Source organism: Saliphagus sp. GCM10025334 (assembly GCF_042663485.1).
In the GTDB taxonomy this organism is placed as follows: Archaea; Halobacteriota; Halobacteria; order Halobacteriales; family Natrialbaceae; genus Natronosalvus.
The window spans coordinates 95166-113098 of record NZ_JBHTAF010000001.1 but is presented as its reverse complement, the minus strand read 5'-3'; the positions used below and the strand labels follow the sequence as shown (position 1 = coordinate 113098).

The window sequence follows — 17933 nt, the reverse complement described above, 5'->3', positions numbered from 1 at the left end:
AAGAAGGGTTTCGAGTGTATCCGCTACGATCCTCCCATACTCGATAGCAATTCTTGTTCGTTATCAGCGAATAGCCTGGGCGGAGAGAAGGCTACGGGAGGTGAGTGGTTGAACGACTCCACCCTGATTGCTGAACGCACATCGCTGCGTTCGGTGCTTCGTAGGTCATAGTGTGTCGTTGACGCTAACTGATCGAGGAACCTTGAGCAAAAACTATTAGGTACTCGATAGCATAGTCGTTTTTGATGGTTCGAGACAAACGACCGTACCAGATGGACTCGTTGCGAGATCCATCGGATCTGATGCAACCTGAACGTCTGGGCGCTCTCCAACAAACACCTCTAAGTTTTACACGCATTCTGACAAGACGGATGGTGGACGAGCAGTGGGAAATTGACCTCCGTAAGATATCTTTGGACGAGCAAGGCAATGGGAGGGCCCAATATAGCATCACAACTCCCTCTCACGAATTCTCCTTCCCTATTTTCTCCCAAAAGATAAGTGAGGAGGAAAAGACAGATCGGATCACTGCAGACACCTGGGACATGTGGGGGTTTCTTTGTGAGGGGAACCCCGATCGAGAGTTCGTTGACTGGCAGTTTGAGGAGCTGCCGAGCGTGCGGAAGGGGCGCGCTTCTCCCGAGAACGTACTGATCTGGACGCGAGGTAATCGTAGCTCTCGGTTCTTCGATCACATCATCGAGGCATTGGTGGAGGGTCGACAACCCGATATCGACTTCCTGGCGCAGGGTGGATACTTAATTCGGTCTTCCGGTTACTACGGGAACGGGCTGAACGGAACGAAGGTGTTCAAGGCCTTTGAAGAGGATCACCCGCTCAACGAACCGTATCTGGCTCAGATGTTCGCTGCCTACATGTGGCGTATTTTCGGGTATGATTTAGCGGACGCCATAGCGAAGGAACGCGCTGACGACGCAGCCACACTAGATTACAGCGTCCGAAAATATCTCGGAACAGGGAACTCGTCGGGGATGGGCGTCGCGCTCTTCGCAGTGAACCACCCGAAGTTGATTCATACGTGGCTCCGTACTAGAGAGATCGCTGTCGCGCGAGTCAAGACCGTTAAGCCAACAAGTGATGATGTTCGACGGCTGGTGAATATCATGAGTAGAGCGGAGGTGTGGTTCTCGGAGGACGAGAGCGACTCGAAGGAGTTCTTCCTCTCGAAGTCCCGAATCGCTGATGGCCTGAAACGCATTAGAAAAAGAGTAGAGCGATCAAATGAGATCGATACGTGGGAGGACATCTCCAGTTGGGCAGAAGATAACTTCGAGCCAGAGATCCAAGAAATCCTATACTCTCTCTTGATGGACACCCATCCGGACGTGTACAAGGGGCTAGAATCCGCTCTCATCACCTCACAGAAGACCGACGTCCAGCCTGAAATGACCGTTTCACGTTTGCAATCGATCATCGCTTCGGATTACCAGTGGGCGCTTAACATCACCATGTCTGAGCCAGGGGCGAATGAGAACTTTTGGTACCGGTCCGTCAAAGGTGAAGAGCCGCGGCTAGGGAAGAAAGGCAAAAGCGAGGCTGAAAAGTACGCTCTTCCCGTTGATATTGCACTCCAGGTGCAACAGCTCGAACACGAGCTTCGGTCGTTTGACGGATCGACCTCGGTTGCCGACGTATTGTTCGAACACCCAGAGTATCGGTACATCATCGAGCGAATTCAGTCAGTACACGGGCTCCCGTATGCGGAGATCCAAGGGAATCTATTGGATGCCGATTTCATCCCTCTCCACTTAGTCGCGCTGGTCAAATCGTTCTGGGGGATCCAGAAGACTCACCCGGCGAATAAGGGATGGGTGAAAGGAACCTTCTTCCAGGGTGCGCCCTTGCCCGAGGATATCCGAGACGGAGAAGGCTCATACTGGTTGTATCCGCCAAGGCCGAAACAGACGAAAAAATCGGAGTTGAAACAATGAAGCTGAGTTCCCGTGAGGTGTTCCAGATAGCGGATCGATGTCTCGCATCCGCTGGACTGTCGAAGGGGGGCTCGAAAGCGAGTGCCCAATCTATCTGGTGGACGGAGCTGTACAGAGACTGTGGTCTTACCACGCTCCACAGGATTATTGAGGAGTCTCCGACACTAGATCCGGCCAGGTTGTCTCTCGAAGATCAAACTTCGACCTTCTCGATCATTGATAGCGACGATCAGCCGTGTATCGTGTCGAGCACGGCGGCGACAGACTTCAGCTGTTCGCAAGCGAAGCAAGAAGGAATTGGGCTTACGTACTCATCCATTCCGAAGTCCGACAGGAGCATCCCGACGATCGGACACATAGTGTACAATGCAGCAAGCCGAGGGTTGGTGTCCATCGTTCTCACCGATCATCCCGACGGAACGGGAAGTTTCATCGGAGTACCCGGTCGATCACACCCACTCGTCGCGGAGGCGTTCCTGGAGGGGCCGTCGAGGAGCTATATGATGCTTCGAGACATCATCAATAGCGGCCTATATCGTCAGGAACACAGTCCGCTGGTGCAGGCTTTCTTCAACCGGGGTGAGGCCGGTGGTCGGTCCGCCACGGACGCGGCTACGCTGGAGCGAATGCTAGAAGGCGCTACGGAACGATATTCAGGAGACGTTGACAGCGACGAATTCGGATACTTCACAGTTTGCATTGATCCGAACCACCCCCGGAATTCAGCGGAGATCCAACGAATCGCAAACCAGTTCGTAGACGGGCAGGCGAATGCGCTTACAACCGTGTATCAATTATCGGAAATACACGAGAGGGGGCGAGAGTTGATCGAACAGGGTGTCGATATCGAGAAACAAGTATGGGAGGAATTGTTCGAGTTTAGCAATGGCGTCTTCGCCCCCAATTCGTTGGGGTCCAAAACGGGAGCAGGTCCCAGTCTGGAGTGATAGAATTGACGTGATTTGGATCCGAGGACCGACAAAGCTCACTTCAGTGGATGGCTGCCGCCTCGTTCAATAGCACTGGTTAGGACCGGTACCGGCAATTGAGCGCAAACTGCAGCTTGAAATCGCCGTGGTGGTCATCGTTGCGTCGTTTACTCGGTCGATAAAAGACGTGGCGAGTGAGTCTCTATAATCGTGGTAGAATCCGTTACAGAACCCGTGGACGGTTCTAGCCACCCATCTGACCGTCACGAGGTTGAAGCCGGAGCGATCGCTTGGTCCAAACGTGACTACTTACGTCGATCGATCAGCCGCTATCTCGAACTTAGCAGGGTAATTAATTCGACTCGCGCCGTCTTTCGGCGGATACTGAGATTGAGACAGAGTGGGCGGCCTGTATCGGTAGCTCGACGGATCCCTGAGTGTGGTAGTGAATGAATTCCCCCCCAAATTTGAGACTGGACCGATTCGAATTTCTATTGGTACAATCTACTTCTGCGATCATTGAGAGCCTTATTTAAACATCTCCCCTAATAGGAGGGGAATCTTTATGTATAATCATCCCACATGGATAGTCATGCGCTAGATGATCTGTAACACAGCTGATGATCCGTTTAATGCGGGGTGGCAAATCGATAAGATCAATCGTCACCTCGGACGAGCGCCACTCAAACGCATCACTACAGAAACCCAGTCTTCGCAGATCGTCACCATTGCGTTTGAGACGGCAACCTACGAGAACAAAAATGAATGAACAAACAAACTGGCCACTCAACGTAGAAAGTGGGCGAACATTGAACCGTGGAGAGGCACTGACTACCGATTACGAATGCACGGACCGCAAAATGGGGGGACATCATGACTGAAACTGGCAGCGATAAGACGGAAGAGAAACACTCAGAGACGCTCCAAGAGGAACTATTTCATCCCGACACCAAGCGCGAGGCGGGACATGCGAACCGTGAACTGCTGGGCGGGCGATTAGATGTACACCCCGTGGTGCTTCCCGTCTCGCTCTCTGTCATTGGACTGTTTATCGCAGTGACGTTGCTATTTCAGCGAATTTCTTCGCTGATAGGATGGCAGAACGACAGCGGAGAGCCAATGACAGCTGTTGAAGCGTTCGGTACGCTTCAAACCATGGGAACCGACACGTTCGACTGGCTTCTCATTCTAGCCATGAACGCGGCTATTATCGCCGTGGTCTACTTCGCACTCAGCAAATACGGCAGGATACGCCTCGGCGGCGTTAACGCCGAGAAGGAGTTCAGTGACTTCGCGTGGATAGCAATGCTCTTCAGCGCCGGCATGGGGATCGGACTCATCGTCTTCAGCGTCTCCGAGACGATGTATAATCTTCAGACCGTCCCGCCCTATTTCGCCGGTGTTGAGGCCGAAACACCAGCAGCGGGCCACGCTGCCTTAGTGCAGAGCTTCTTCCACTGGGGGCTTGCGCCCTGGGGAATTTACGCGCTTGTTGGCCTCGGTCTGGGGTTCTTCGCGTATAATCGTGGACTCCCGCTTACCTTCCGGTCGATTTTCTGGCCGGTTCTTGGGGAGCGGATATACGGTTGGCCGGGCCACGTCATCGACATCCTCGCTGTATTCGCTACACTGTTCGGTCTGGCGACGTCGCTTGGGCTTGGAGCCCAACAGGCCACCACCGGGGTCGCGTATGTTGGGAGCCAACTCTTCGGAGTCACGATTCCGGAGACGACAATGTCGCATGTAGTCCTGATCACGGTTATTACCCTCATCGCGGTGGGGTCCGTCGCCGCAGGGCTGGAAAAAGGAGTTAAACGCCTGAGCAATATCAACGCGTACTTTATGTTTCTGATGCTTGCTTTTCTGCTGATTGCAGGACCGACGCTCTACTTACTAGGGGCCTTCAGTTCGGCTCTAGGTACGTATTTCACCTCATTGATAGAGATCAGTTTCTTTACCGGCACGTTCGGTGGAGATGAAGCTACCGGATGGCTTGGCGGTTGGACGTTCTTTTATTGGGCATGGTGGATTGCCTGGTCCCCGTTCGTTGGTATGTTCATTGCACGCATCTCGAAGGGCCGGACAATCCGAGAATTCGTCGCCGGGGTACTAATAGTCCCAACGCTCTTTGGGACCTTTTGGTTTTCGACTCTCGGAGGGTCGGCGCTGTACGCCCAATTCAACGGCGGAAATCTTCTCACTGTACTCAATGAACAGGGCCAAGAAGCCGTGATGTACGCCATGCTTTCGGAGTATCCTCTCGGGCTCGTGATGTCGATCCTCGCGACGATATTAGTCATGACTATCTTCGTTACCTCCTCGGATTCGGGTTCACTCGTCATTGATCAACTCACTGCTGGCGGAAAACACGACGCTCCGAAGATCCAACGGATCCTTTGGGCACTCATCGAGGGTTCGATCGCCGCAGTGTTGTTGATTGGCGGTGGTCTAACGGCACTGCAGGCAGCATCGATTGCGACAGGAATTCCCTTCGCCTTTGTCCTCTTGTTCATGTGCTATGCTATCTATCGAGGACTCAATAATGAACACGAAATATTAGAGTCTAGTGAATACAAGAGACGGCGGAAGGAGTTGATCGAGCAAGGAGAAATCGAGGTTGATACTTCTGACGACAGCATGGATACTTCCGACGAAGATATCATCAGTGGCATCAAGAAAGACGATTCGACCGTGAGCGACGATTGACATCTCGACTAGATTAAACAATAACTGGCAGAAACCGATACACCACGACTGGTATTTTCCACTTTCGACGGCACTGTCTAGATAAGCCAGTTTGAGAGATGAGCAGCTTGTTGGTTCAGGTGTCTATGCTCAACTAAGAATTGCTCAGAGAGACGTTGGAGACAGCGAGTCTTGAGTGTTGGAGCGTGAGCAGACGGTTGCTCTCTTAAAAAGCACAAAAATTCTTCGGCTACTCGGCGTTGAACGGTCACATCAAGCATCTTTCAATAGGTGCGTCAAATCTCTGATAACGTTGCCGACCCGCCTGAGGCGCAACCGAAGCGGGTCGCCGTTGACGAAACTGATATCAAGATCAATAGTATTGGTTGTATTATGCAATAGACCTCGACACCAAGCTAATTCTTGACGCCCAGTTGTTCGGACGTCACGGAACTAATCCAGCGGGTACATTCTTGCATGGACTCCGCGAGAAACATGGTCTCATCGAGGCAGTATTTCTCGTCAATCAATTTAGATATCGGGCTGCCCTACGTCGATTCTAATTGAACGTCCGGGTGGATTATACCGGACAAATACTCATTGAAATGAGGTTTCATACCCCAAATGCGAGTCAACCGTTTCCATAACCCTTGGGTGGGCAGTCGGGCGAGCGCACGCGAGTGATTTGCTCAGATTGTACATTACTACAACTATCAGAGACCGCATCAATCGCTTGACGGACGAGCGCCAGCTGACGAGGTGCTAAACTAAACAGTGCCATTCGGGACGTGACGACAGGTGGGACACAAATTTGACCGACAACGTCGCTGGCACCATCGTCAGAGTTCGGGCCAATCGTAAGGCAGTACCTGAGCGATAGATTGACCCGCTGAAACACATGCCGAGCTCGAAACACTCGCTGCAGCGCTCTCTCTCGAGCCATAACATCCACCCACCATTACGTTGATATGTTAGTGTTGCGAGCGTGTGACTATGGAACGGGTCTGGATCACGAACGGTTCGACGAGTATCGCTCCAGTCGTCAACCCACTAACGGCCGCGTGCCACAGAGAGTACGTTGCGACCGATATCTACGTTCTCAACAATCCAGTCATCGGCGAGATCACCGACGCCGCAACGTCGCTAATGAAGACGGTCGTTACGGCACACGGTGGGGAGGAACCAGCGATTACGGTCGAGACGATCGACGACGAAACCGACTTCGATGCGATTCTCGCGTACGTTCGATCCGCAATCGAAGCCGGAACTAACGCGGGTGCCGATATCGCCGTCGACATCACACCAGGTCGCCGATTCTGGTCGATCATCAGTTTTCAAGCCGGACTCAAACACGACGTTGACCACCTCTATTATGGCCACGTCCAGACCGAGGAGTACTTCGGCGAGTGCTATCCGACAATTCCACGGACAGCGATCAACCTGATCGATTTCACAGAGGTGATCTGATGCGGGTCAGATGCGACCACTTGACGGTGTTGTTGAATCAGTTGTACGATCGCGGCGACGACGAATTCGTAATCGAACACCCATCGAACGAGGTTGGCGAACTCCTGCGTATCGAACTCGGTGACTACGACGACTGTACGATCCACTTCGTGACAGACGCAGACGAATACGAAACAGCCAGACAGGCAGTCGGCCGGCAGTACGGTGAAGACGTATTCAACGATTTGCCAACCGCAGACGAGTTCCGAAAGGCCCTGTTGGCCAGCGGCATCCTCAACCCTGCGAACCGGGACGAAATCAAGACGTTCCTCGACCGGTACGGCGACCCGGACCTGATGGCAGGCCACGCCCCCGCGTTCGCAGGCTTCGATACGAATCTCATGCCGTGGCGGATCGATCGCGTCCTCGGCTTGCACGACCCCGATATGGGACTTGGCTACGTCAACGGGTTCGTCCTCGCGACCGGCGTCCGTGACGAACTGGAGTGGGACTACAAGTGTCACGACACCGACCCCTTCGTCGACGCGTTCAGTAAACCGTATGAAGAATACTGGAATCAGCCGTTAGGATCCGCTCGACTCGGTAGATTGGGCCTGCTCACGTACCGACGAATCCGCGATATCGAGCAAGCCGTCGAAGTCCAGAGCGATCGTGGTGACGAGTATATTATCGCGGCCTACGACGAGTACGACCGCGAATACCGGAGCGACATCCTGTTGTTTAGCAACGACCGGAATTTCGTCGAACGGGCACAGGCTCACCGGTTGCTCGGACAGTGGGTCGATATCCCCGACCACTTTCCCCAGAAGGCGACGGCTAGCTGGCGTGAACTCGAGCTGCTCCTCTACATGCTGGCCATCGTCTTCGGGATAATCGAGGTGCCGAGCGTCACCGTCTACGGCGTCTGGCGCGGCAAAGACGAACTCGACTGGCAGCACGAACGCGTCAAACTCGACGCGCGCAGTCCGACACTCGAGTCGAAGCTGGCGGGTGGTCTCTCGATCGTCGAATCGTACGAAGAACTGAGTACTCGGTGAGCGTTGCGATGACCGGGTTTGTGTCTCTCGTGGTCACCGCGATTGCAAATATGGCTGGAATGACCGTTCCGAATATCATCCTCTAGAAACGAGGGATGGAATAGAATTGTTTGGCGGCACCCATCAGTGCTCTTCATCCACTTCGCTATCACTGTCACGAGTCGTGTGAAAGCGACCGGATCCAGCCCGGAATGTGGCCGAGCGAGGTCCAGGTGCCGTCCTCACGGATGATCACCCGTCCCTCAGTGGTCCCAGCGAGTACCCGATCGTCGACTGCTGTCCAGGCGTAGATGAACTCGTCTGGTGCACCGGGATACGACTTGGTCTCGAACGTGTCTCCACCGTCCGTGGATTCGAACAGGGCAGCGTTCACGTCCTGTTTCCGGTACCTGCTTCCTGCTGGCAGGGTTGGCGGGAGCGTCTGAGCAGCAGCGAACAACGTCCCCCGATGGGCAAACGCCTCCTGGAAATACGATTGGTCCAGTCCGGTATCCAGCCGCGTCCACGAGTACCCGGTATCGCGGGTTCGATAGAGGCCACCGCCACACGATACGACGTACTCCTCGCTGGAGACGACGAGCAGATGGTGGACATCGTACTGGAGATCGTCTTCTCGTACGGTTTGGAGATCGTCACGTCGTTCGGTCCACGTCTCGCCGTTATCATCGCTGACGTGGATGCCGCCGACTTCAACGCCAGCGACCACGCGATTCGGAGCGTCGGAGGAGACACTGAGGCTTCGGACGTGGGATTCCCCCCGATGACGAGGCGTGTGCCAGCGATCGCGGGAGGGAAGCGCCTGAAATACGTCTAGCTCGGTCCATGTGTCTCCCTCATCGGTTGAGACGTAGAGGTGGGCTGGATGTGTGCCCACGTACAGCCGGGTGCCGTCGGGGCTGACCGCAACGGCGTACACCTCGGGTCGTGGTACATCCAGCTGGCGCCAGGTACTCCCACTATCTGTAGAGCGGTACAGGCCAGTTTTCGATGTGGCGAACGTCCCGTGTTCGTCGAACGACTGCACGCCGAGTGTGACCCCTGAATCAAGCACCCGCTCGACGTCGTCGAGACCGCCGCGTTGTGAGCGGTAGACGCCGTCCTCTGTGGCGATAAGCAGTGTCATGATTCGGGTCCCACCTCCTGACACACAATTGTCGGGGCTCGTCCCGGTTCGATTGCGGCAAACTCGACGGCACGTGTACCAAGTGTCCGAACACGATCTCGAAGATCGTCGTCGGTGAATCCGCTCTCATCGAACGCGGAGCGTGCCCGCGGGACTGCTGCCTGATGCGGGAGCACCCAGGCGTTCAGTGACCTGCAAACGGCGCGAAGATGATCGAGCGCTGGCATGGGAAATGCCCCGCCGGAAACGACGAGCAAGCCGACGGTCGTGTCTTCGAACTCGTCGAACCTGCAGTAGTCGAGGGCGTTCTTCAACACACCCGAATACGAGCCGTGATACATAGGCGTCCCGAGGACGACTGCATCAGCCTCACGGATCGTCCGTCTCACTGTCTCGCTGTCTCCCGGTGGATCCGTGCTCGGGTCGAGCGGAGGGAGCTGTAAGTCTGCCAGGTCTAGCAACTCAGTTGTTCCGCCAGCTGCTTCACTTCCACCCAGTGCCTCCTCGAGTCCCCTCCGGGTGTAACTCCCGTCACGTCGACTGCCAGACACGGCAACGACGTGTGGCCGGGCCTTGCCTGTGGAACGGTTGGATCGACCGGTCGGCGTCATCGGGATGCGACCTCCTGGTTCGTGGTGCGGGTCAGCACGCCGATAATGGTGGCTGCGGCAGCCACGTGCATGACGACGAGCGTGGCAAACACGGTCCAGGGTGCGTCAACGAGGTCGGGTGGTGGAGACAGGTATGCGTTCACTGGGCCAGCAAACGAGAGGACGAGCACGACTACCGCGACGGTCGTGAAGGTCCGGTTCGGTCGGCTCGAAAGCCGAGTCAGAACGCCGTACACGAGGGTTGCTCCGATCGCCCCGACCGTTGAGGCGATGAGAACTGGTTCCCACCAGAGCGCGAAGACATTCGGAACGTCGAATACGGTGACCGCGAGGACGTGGATGAGTCCGTTGACGAGGCTGGTGAGGATGATCGCCAGTAGTCCGTAGACGGCGATCCGGGTCAGGCTGATCGACGGTTCGATGGCTGGGTTGTCGGTGGCTTCGATTGAGGCCATATCTGGTACTACACCAGGTGAAGTAATATACTATCAAGTTCGAAGCCATGAAGTAGCTCACTCAATACTACGTTACTTAGGGACTTCGAAGGAACAAGTTATACGGCTTCATCTGGTATAATCGTGGCATGGTCGAACCACCGCATGCTGAAGAGTTTCTCGAGACGATCCTCTCCAACGAGCAGGCGCGGCCTCCCGGGTCCGAACAGGCAGCGGTGGACAATCAGACGATGTCTGCACTCCTGAACCTGCTGGGGAAGAAACACACTATCGTAATCCTTCACCAGTTTGCAACCGGGGCGGGGCCATTGCGATTCAGTGATCTGGAGAAAGTAGTCGATATCGCGCCGAACACCCTCTCGAATCGCCTCGAGGAACTGACTGAGGTCGGGTTACTGACGCGGAAATCGTACAATGAGATCCCGCCCCGCGTCGAATACAATGCCACGGAGAAGGCGCAGGATCTCGCCCCGGTCTTCTGGTATCTCGGTGTGTGGACCGAACAGCACGAACTCGAACCAGTTTCCGCCGCTGACGAAAGTGGGTAAGAAACGCCGTGAGTTGAAACCTGTAAACTATTCGAGTGAGTCGAACATTGACCGGAGTTCGTTTTCGACCACATCTACGTCCAAAGGCGACCACGTACTGGTTTCCGCCACGCCAGCGTCCGTGAATCGCAACGACGCTCGAACCTCACGGTCGGGGTCGTGTTGCATGAGCGCGAGTGCGTACGACAGCAGTTGTGGCCGATAGTGTGTAGCCAACTCCGACGTGGAGGTGCTGGACAGATCATTTGTTTTGTAGTCAACGATGTGATAGCGATCGGGCGTGACGAGCAACCGGTCGATGTCGCCGACGATCTTGTGTTCGTCGAGCCGTGCCGTCACGGCGTACTCGTCGTAAGCAGCCTCGAGCTCGACTGCAGCCTCGAGGTCTTCGACGAACGAGATCGCGTCTGTCGCGTGCTCCAGAATCGCCTCGTGGTCGGCTTGCGTCGGTTCGTCGCCAGCTATTGCGCTGACGCGGTCAGTAAACGCTTGCCAGTCGTCTTGTGGTGGTCGCAATTCGGCGAGGCGGTGAACGACGGTCCCGAAGGTGGTCGGTTCCAGTCCAGGCGCAGACGACGATGATCGATCGTTAGAACCACTGGTCCCATGACGGTGATCGGCGACGGCCTGGACGAGCGCTGTCGCCGAAATCCGTATGGCGGGTTCAGCGTCCGGAATCGTGGCTCTCGTGATCTCAGGTACTGGATCCGTCTCGTCAGTCTCCGCTTGCCAGGACACTGGACGTGGCGGGGTGCGTACCGTATACCTCGTCTCTCCCAGCTGACCGGTAGCGGCTCCGTAATGGAAGGCATCTCTGAGAAGTCCCTCTTGCTCGAGTAACACGGGTTGTACCCAGTCACGCCACCGTTTCGCCTCGTCGAAGTCGTCGGCGTCACCGACCGTGAGCGTCTCCGCTCCCGCATCGGTAGACAGATCGTGCGTTCCACAGAGCAGGAGGTGATCGCGCGCTCTGGTACAGGCAACGTAGAGCAATCGTTTTGCTTCCGCTCGTTCCTGAGGGCGAGTTACACGAGTGGCGTACTCGTGTGCGGCCGTCTTCTCGACGGAAAAGGCATCATCGGGATCTGGGCCAGCGACGGCAGGGAGCGGCGGTCTCTCACCGGATCCATCGACGAGTTGGACGTAGCCGTAATCGTCGATACTCCGACCGAAGTTGTGCTTGGAGCCGATATCCGGGATCGCTACGATCGGGAACTCCAGCCCTTTGGCTGTGTGGATCGTCATGAGGCGCACACCGTCAGCGTCGCCGGGAATCTCGGCTTCGCCTTCGCGTGCGCTGGCCTCTGCTTGCCGGTCGATCCGATGCAGCAGCCCAGCGGCCGTATTGATTCCGTTTTCGCTCCAGGTTCGAACCTGATCACGGAATTTCTCGACGTTCACAACCGCTTGTTTGCCGCGTTCATCGGCGCTCACACTAGCCAGATAGCCGGTTTCATCGATAACGCGCGAGATTACGCGATGCCACGGGAGCACGCCATCCTCATCTGGCGTCCCACACCCGCTCAACGCACGCCATTCCCGTAACAGTTCGAACGCATCGGTGAGCTGTGGATCGTCGGTGTCTTCGAGTGCGTCCCAGACGGAATCCGCGTCAGCAACGACTGGCGCGAGCTGATCGTCCGTGAAGCCGAACAGCGGGGATCGAAGGACGCCGTACAGGGAGACGCCATCGTTCGGATCACCAAGGACACGCAAGAGATTGGTCAGTGCCTGGATCTCCGGCGTCTCGTGGAAGCCAGTCCCGCCGATAACCGTGTACGGGATGGCGCACTCGTCGAGTGCTCGCTGGTACCGATCGAGATGGGTGCGTCGACGAAGGAGAATCGCGACGTCATCTGGGTGTGCGGGACGATGCTCGCCATCTTCCTGATCCTGGACGTGTGGCGGGTCGTCAAAGAGGTGGGTCAACCGTGCAGCGAGCGCTCGCGCTTCGGCCTCGATTCGATGATCCTGGACCCCGTCAGTAACTGGATGTTCGTCTCCGAGAAGTGCCTGTGCAACTTCGGCATCGTCCGGAACAGGGAGGTATTCGACACTGCCACTGAGTCCGTCAACATCATCGATTCGGTCGCGTTCCATCGAGAGCGGCTGGGGCATTGCCTCGAAGGGTTCGTGTTCGTCACCTTCCGGGCAGAATAACTGGTCGAACAGTTCGTTACAAAACGACAGCGGCTCGTCCAGTGTACGGAAGTTTCCCGAGAGTTCGAGCGACGTCGGACTGTCTGCACCACTCTCCGACGCTGGCACGTCATCGAGTCCGAGGGCCTCGTTCACCGATTGTAGTTCGCTGCGTGCCGTTCCGAACGTCGTGACGTCTGCTCCGCGGAACCCGTAGATGCTCTGTTTTTCGTCGCCGACCAGAAAGACGTTCGTCGCACTCCCTGAATCAACGCCGGCGAGCAGTTTCACTAATCGCCACTGGTGCGGGTCGGTATCCTGGAATTCATCGACCATCACCGCGGCAAACTGATCCTGCACTCGAGCACGAACCTCGTCGTGTTCGTCCAGGAAATCGATCGTCGTTTCGATGATGTCCTGGAAATCGAGTGCGTCACGCTTGGCTTTGGCCTCGACGTAGCGTTCGTTCACCCGATCGAAGACGCGGAGTAACGCAAGCGTATAGTGGGCGCTGGCCTCCTCGAGCGTTCCAGGCGTCGTCTCAACTGCGTCTTCGTACGGTTCGACCGCATCGATCACCGTATTGAGGACCTCTTTGAGATCATCATACACGTCACTGTGGTCACCCCACTCGTCTCGACTCCCCACGATATAGCCGGAGCTACTGTACAGCCCGCCGTTTTTCTTCTCACACAGGGCATACAGATCGGCGACGGCTCGCAGATAGGGCCGAGAAGTCTCATCGTCCGTTGCAGCCGCCTCGGGTAGCTGGTCGACGATCTCGCTGATCACTTCGAGTGCATGGAGACCAGTGCTATCACTGACAGCGTGGTCCGGTGGCACTCGGCCATGGAGTTGCTCCAGTTGCGTGAGCAATCCATCATCGTAGAGCGTGGCACGAACCTCGTCGGCATCGAGTTCACACGCAACGTCCCACAGGCAGGCGACGTACGAGTCAACGTCAGCGTCCCGCCAGTACTCGAGCACCGCCCCACTTCGCGGCCGGTCATCAAGGAGTCCCGCGAGAATCGAGCGTAACTGACTCGGTCCCCACAGCTGTGCGAGAAGGACGACGTCGTCGTCCGTCTGATTCCGTTCGAGAAACTCCGTTACGACTTCGCGCTGCAGAATCGATGTGCCTTCTTCGTCGAGGACGTCGAACCCGAGCGGGACAGGCGCTTCAACGGCGTGTTCTTTGAGCAGTCGAGCACAAAACGCGTGGATCGTGTGAACGTATCCGTTCTCGAGGTCGTCGAGGACGTCACGCCACCGGTGATACGCGTCGTCGGATCCAGCGGCTGCGAGTCGGTCGTACACCTCCTCTCGCACTCGCTCGGTCAACTCAGCCGCTGCTTTTCGGGTGAACGTGATCGTCACGATGTTCTCGGGTGTCAGCGCTGGATTCGCCTCGAGTACCGTCACGTATCGCTCGGTCAATGCGGTGGTCTTCCCCGTTCCGGCGCCAGCAGTGATGGCGACGTTTCGATCCAGGACGAGGGAATCTTGCTGTTCAGGCGTCAGCTGAATCTCACCGGAGTTCTCAGTCATCGGCCATCACCTCCTCGAGGTCGCGTTCGTCCTGAACGCGTAACGGCACGTACGTCGCTTCCTCGTCACGAGCGACGTCGATAGTATCACGTTTCCGATGGTGACGAACGTCACAAACGCGACGGTACTCACAGTAGGTACAGTTGGCTTCACGATCCGAGAGCAAGGTCGTGTGGAAGCGCCCATTTGCGATCGCGTCATCGATCGTTCCGAGCCACTCGGGGACCACGTCGGTGAGGAACCGACGTAGCTCAGCCTGCGAATCGAACTTTGATTCGATGCCACGGAGAACCCGCACGTCGTTCGGAGGTCGAGCCTGATAGTACGTCGCCGAGAGCGCCGCTTCGTCGAACTCGCCGTTACCCAACACCGCATCCGCAGCTAACAGGTAAATCGGGAGCTGGAACGTCGTGCCGCCGGTCGTTGTCGTCATGTACGGCACCCTTCCGGTCTTGTAATCGTACAGCGTCAGCCGTTCTGACTCGTCAGTAGTAGCGACATCAACTCGGTCGATATAACCTCGAACAGCAATCGACGAACCATCCGGCCGTTCGACCTCGAACGGGACGGTATCCGGATCGGGTAATCCCTCGCCGAACGGTCGTTCGAACCACGTCGGCTGACTGTCACCGCTCCGGTCGAGTTCCGTATCGAGGAACGAGGCGAACAATCCATGTTCCGGCGCTTCGTGTGGTCGATGACTGACTACGTACGGATTCGTGTCCGTGTCCCCCAGACCGGCAAACAGTTCAGTTAGCCAGCGCTCGTAAAACACGCCTTCGTAGGCGAAATCCGCCTGTTCGAGCTCGTCGAAAGCGACCTCGAGCAGGTGTGTCTCGAGTTCTTCGCGGTCGTACGCCGCGAGATCGACCTCGTCGTCGGCGTCTGCATGGAGGTCGGCGTAGAACCGCTCGAATACGTCGTGGACGTAACTCCCGGTCTCGAGCGGGTCCGGCGTCACCGATACGTCATCCGGTTCCTCGAGGCCCAGTACATTTTCCGCATAGAATTTGAACCCACACTCGACGTATCGTTCGAGGCGACTCGCGCTGTAGGGCTCTCGCGCAGACGAGGGATACACCTTGCGTACGGTTTCGGCCTCGAGAATCGCGTCGTGTGGCGTGAACGTTGCCTGGCTTCGATTATCCGCACATTCGAACCCGCGAGCGAGGCGCGTCGTTTGAGCAGTCGAGAGGACATCCCGCTCGGCGAAATGGTCGATCGCCGTGTGTGGATCGTGGCAGTCTGCGATGTAGCGGTAACTATCTTCGTGCGAACTGATCCGTTCGTCGATCCCCTCCACAGGTTCGATCTCCGTGACGCGCTGGAGTTCGTCCAGCACGGGGGACCGAACGATCGCGTCGTCGCCGGCGCCCGATTTCGGTGTCGTTAGTGTGACGGCGTCGACGTTAGCGAGCAGCGTCGCAAAGAGATATCGGCCGCGAAGTTGCTCATCGCCCGTATCCAGCTCCGGATGCGCGTCAGTCATCTCCTCGAAGAACGCTGGCCGGTTCGGTATCGATGGGAACTGGCCGGCGGTCAACCCCACGACGAACACTTTCTCGAACGCTCGCATTCGCGCATCGAGCATCCCCATCACCGGTACGCTCCCACCCGCTCCGCGATGCGGGACTCGGAGTGGGATCCCATCGAACGCTCGCGTGAGCAACGCTAACGGTGATAGCTCAGTGTCGAGTGGCGACATCGTCTCAAAGGAGTCGAACACTTCCTCGATGAGCGCGTACGCCCGCTCCTCGAGTTTCCTCTCGGCGCCGGTTGCGTACTCGTCAATTGCCTCCTTAACGCCGAGTTCGTCAGTCAACAGTCGACGCAACGTCGCTACTGCAACGTCTACGTCATCCGTTCGCAGTCCCTGTAGGGTCTCGAGTAATTCGTTCATCGGACGCGAGGTGTCTTGGTCTACGGTGTGGAGGACCGACTCCAGTGAGACGGTCTCTCTGCGACGCGTCTCGGCAGTGATCGCATTCGCACGCGCTGCCGGGAGAACCGACGTCAGCGGGTTCGCCAGCAGCGACGTCAGTTCCTCCGCTCGTGGATCTGGTTCGGCGAGTGCAAGTAGGTCGTGTACGACGCTCCCTGCGAACGTACGGTTCAGTTGCGATGCGGCCGTCATCGCGTAGGGTACCTCAAACGTGTCGAACACGTCCTCGACGTATCCGGCGTACGTATCCACTCCCGGAATGACGACCGCTAGCTCGTCCGGGTCGCGGCCAGCAGCGAGTTCGCTCCGGAGTTCTCGGGCGACGAACCGGATTTCACGTTCAGGTGTCGGTAACTCCCTCCAGACCAACCAATCTCCAGCGCTAACGATGTCGGGGTTCGGCTGGTACATCTCGGCCGTAATATCGGTGAGCGTCGTCGAATCGGCAACTCCCTCAAATTCGTATCCGAGATCGGCGTACACGTCGAGTGCCTCTGTTGTCACGGCATCGACGCTCGCCGTTCCGGGCTGGTGACGTGGCAGCACTGCAATCGTATCGAACGCGTCCGTGATTCGTTCGAAGAGTGCGCGCTCGACCGGTCGGAACTCGTAGAAGCCCGAGATAATGACGACGTCGACCTCCGGTGAGAGGGCCGCCAGCGATCGTTCGGATTCGAGGACCGTCCGAACGAGTTCCCCGCGTGTGAGCGTCCAGTCGTCGACCGATTTACTTCGGAGGTCGTTGTAGTGGCGATACGCGCTTACCGTCGCTTCGGCGATGCGCTCATCCAGTAGCGATTCGTCAAACTCCGATGCGAGTTCGTCTGCCGTTGCAAGTCCAGCTTCGTCAAAGAGCGAAAACCGGCTACTGAACGCGTCAGCGAGTGCCGCAGACGCTGGTTCACCGGACAGCGCGCCTTCCCCGTCGGTCGTCGCTTCGTCGAGAGCATACTCCGCGAGGCGTCGATTCAACTGTCCTGACAGGCGGTCCACCGGGCCGGCGAGTTTCTCGTGCCACTCGAGAACAACTGCGTCGAGGGTCTCCGCTCGCAACCGCAACGGTCGGTGGTCTTTCGCCCAAGCGTCCTCCACGTCACTTCGGCGGGCGTCGTTCCGCGTCACGTAGAGGACGCTCCCGAGTCCGTCGCCGACGAGGTCATCAGCGAGGTCAAACGCTCGAGATTCCAGCGCCTGATGTCGTGGCCCAATTAGAAGCGTCGAATCCATCGAATATACAAAGACAGGACATAGCAACCACTTTAAACTATCTGGCTACGTGTTGGTCAGTGTTCACAGAATATTCGGGGCTAGCTTCGATACAAATTTTCGGCTTTGTTGGACCCCTCAAACAGTGATAGGTTTCTGAGAGCGTGCTGAATATAGGGCGCGAATGTGGCACGAAATCTGGTTCGGTTTACGAAGGTAGTGACCGGTCAGTTCAGGACGCAAATGTGGCACAGACTGAGAGCCGATTGTGAAAGGTAGCGATCGGTATGT

11 protein-coding genes and 1 pseudogene are annotated in these 17933 nt (G+C 56.8%); 7 read left to right on the top strand and 5 right to left on the bottom strand.

All coding sequences use genetic code 11. The features are described 5' to 3' along the window. The first annotated feature begins 371 nt into the window (after positions 1–371). From ACFQO4_RS00560 to ACFQO4_RS00535, 6 genes and pseudogenes are all read left to right on the top strand, one after another. A complete protein-coding gene (locus ACFQO4_RS00560) occupies positions 372–1952 on the top strand; it encodes a hypothetical protein (RefSeq protein ID WP_500259073.1) in 1581 nt (526 codons plus the stop codon). After that, positions 1949–2899 (top strand): hypothetical protein, encoded by a 951-nt coding sequence (locus ACFQO4_RS00555; protein WP_500259072.1) that lies wholly within the window; start codon positions 1949–1951, stop codon positions 2897–2899. Before ACFQO4_RS00560 ends, ACFQO4_RS00555 begins: the two co-directional genes overlap by 4 nt. Positions 2900–3754: 855 nt before the next feature. After that, positions 3755–5587, top strand: a complete 1833-nt coding sequence (locus ACFQO4_RS00550; protein ID WP_500259071.1) for a BCCT family transporter — start codon at positions 3755–3757, stop codon at positions 5585–5587. 189 nt (positions 5588–5776) lie between these two features. Next, positions 5777–6337 (top strand): annotated as a pseudogene (locus ACFQO4_RS00545) (integrase core domain-containing protein); the annotation flags it as partial. A gap of 216 nt (positions 6338–6553) precedes the next feature. Beyond that, positions 6554–7033: a hypothetical protein gene (locus ACFQO4_RS00540; RefSeq protein ID WP_500259070.1), complete on the top strand. Its 480-nt coding sequence runs from the start codon at positions 6554–6556 to the stop codon at positions 7031–7033. Further along, complete coding sequence (locus tag ACFQO4_RS00535) at positions 7033–8070, top strand: PIN domain-containing protein (protein WP_500259069.1); 1038 nt, start codon at positions 7033–7035, stop codon at positions 8068–8070. The genes ACFQO4_RS00540 and ACFQO4_RS00535 overlap by 1 nt, the downstream gene beginning before the upstream one ends. Positions 8071–8224: 154 nt before the next feature. Here the strand turns inward: ACFQO4_RS00535 and ACFQO4_RS00530 are convergent, their stop codons facing one another. The 3 genes from ACFQO4_RS00530 to ACFQO4_RS00520 are packed head-to-tail and all read right to left on the bottom strand — an operon-like array spanning position 8225 to position 10259. Beyond that, positions 8225–9193 (bottom strand): WD40/YVTN/BNR-like repeat-containing protein, encoded by a 969-nt coding sequence (locus tag ACFQO4_RS00530; RefSeq protein ID WP_500259068.1) that lies wholly within the window; start codon positions 9191–9193, stop codon positions 8225–8227. Beyond that, the gene (locus tag ACFQO4_RS00525) at positions 9190–9804 is read right to left on the bottom strand and encodes an NADPH-dependent FMN reductase (RefSeq protein WP_500259067.1); all 615 of its coding nucleotides are present in this window, start codon (positions 9802–9804) and stop codon (positions 9190–9192) included. Before ACFQO4_RS00525 ends, ACFQO4_RS00530 begins: the two co-directional genes overlap by 4 nt. Next, complete coding sequence (locus ACFQO4_RS00520; protein ID WP_500259066.1) at positions 9801–10259, bottom strand: DUF6069 family protein; 459 nt, start codon at positions 10257–10259, stop codon at positions 9801–9803. The genes ACFQO4_RS00525 and ACFQO4_RS00520 overlap by 4 nt, the downstream gene beginning before the upstream one ends. Positions 10260–10387: 128 nt before the next feature. On the opposite strand from ACFQO4_RS00520, the gene ACFQO4_RS00515 reads away from it, so the two are divergent. After that, positions 10388–10807 carry a winged helix-turn-helix transcriptional regulator gene (locus ACFQO4_RS00515; protein ID WP_500259065.1) on the top strand — a complete coding sequence of 140 codons (420 nt, stop codon included), beginning with the start codon at positions 10388–10390 and terminating at the stop codon, positions 10805–10807. A gap of 27 nt (positions 10808–10834) precedes the next feature. On the opposite strand, the gene ACFQO4_RS00510 is transcribed toward ACFQO4_RS00515, so the two are convergent. Together ACFQO4_RS00510 and ACFQO4_RS00505 are read right to left on the bottom strand one after the other, a co-directional pair. Beyond that, entirely contained in the window at positions 10835–14494 is a 3660-nt protein-coding gene (locus ACFQO4_RS00510) for a UvrD-helicase domain-containing protein (RefSeq protein WP_500259064.1), read from the bottom strand. Beyond that, positions 14487–17663, bottom strand: coding sequence for a PD-(D/E)XK nuclease family protein (locus ACFQO4_RS00505; protein WP_500259063.1), 3177 nt, complete (start codon positions 17661–17663; stop codon positions 14487–14489). The genes ACFQO4_RS00510 and ACFQO4_RS00505 overlap by 8 nt, the downstream gene beginning before the upstream one ends. Positions 17664–17933 lie beyond the last annotated feature (270 nt).